Source organism: Thalassotalea eurytherma (assembly GCF_030161415.1).
Classification (GTDB): Bacteria; Pseudomonadota; Gammaproteobacteria; order Enterobacterales; family Alteromonadaceae; genus Thalassotalea_G; species Thalassotalea_G eurytherma.
Genome location: NZ_BSSU01000033.1, coordinates 1 through 1,101 on the forward strand (window position 1 = coordinate 1; position 1,101 = coordinate 1,101).

At 39.3% G+C, this 1,101-nt stretch carries 1 protein-coding gene; it reads right to left on the reverse strand.

Going from position 1 to position 1,101, the window contains the following annotated elements; genetic code table 11:
• Positions 1-879 (reverse strand): IS110 family RNA-guided transposase (locus tag QQK02_RS16400; protein WP_284209234.1); only part of this gene is annotated, 879 nt, incomplete at its 3' end.
• Positions 880-1,101: the final 222 nt, after the last annotated feature.

A 1,101-nucleotide genomic window follows, 5' to 3' on the forward strand; every position in this document is an offset into this window, starting at 1 on the left:
ACAGGCAATTATTGCTACTTTTTTAGGTTTTCCAGCCGCTACTAACCGTTGATATGTCTCTTTAAAAACAGGGTTACTTTGAATTGCTGACATCATTGCCATGTATAAAACAGTACGCACTTGATGTCTTCCTCCTTGGATTTTTCGTAAGCCTTTATAACGCCCACTTTCCCGATTCATTGGTGCCACACCAACGAGTGAACTTGCCTGTTTACTTGTCATATACCCTAGCTCGGGTAAGTTGCTAATAATAGTCGCTGACGCTATTTTGCCAATGCCCGTCATGCTTTGTAGCAGTAGATTTTTCGCTTGATATTCAGGGCAAGATTCAATGAGCTCAATAAGCTTACTTTCAATTTTGGTTATTTGATTTTTAAAAGCTGTAAGAACAGGCTTTATAGTGTTCGCTAAGCTTTTAGGTAGAGATTGTAGGCGATTTTTTTCCATGGTTTGCATGACAAGTAATTGATTTCTTCTCGCGACTAAATCACTCATAGCTTGCATAGAATTAGGCTTTAGCTGAGATAATTTTGGTTTTATTGCCTCGCCATAGTGGGCAATAAGTTGTGCATCAAGCTTATCTGTTTTAGCTCGTTGTCCAATGGCTCCAGCGAAGCGTTTTATGTGAATGGGGTTGGCTATCACAAATGGTAATTTAGCTTTGGCACATGCCATGATAAACGGCATCTCAAGCCGGCCAGTTGCTTCAATGATAATACGTTGAGGCTTGTACTTTTTAATCTGCTTTACTGCTTGTGCAATACCTGATTCATCATTAGTGACGGTAAAATAAATATCAATCGGTCGAATATAGATATCCAGTTGAAATTTACCCGTATCGACACCAACATTTATGTTTTGATTCAATGTGTTTTTCATAATAAGCTAACCCTTGCTTGCGTAATGCGGGTTCGAGACCCAGTAGACTATTCGAGTATTTTGCTTGGAGTCTTTTACAGCGTTCGTTCTTGTTATCGGTCTCTCGATTGAGGAGCCTATGTTTAATCGAACTACTGTAAAAGATGGCCTTAGTTGCAGCTAAGGCTTGGGTCTCACTTTACCGAAAAAGTTTAAGTTTGGTGGGTTTATTATCCATACAAG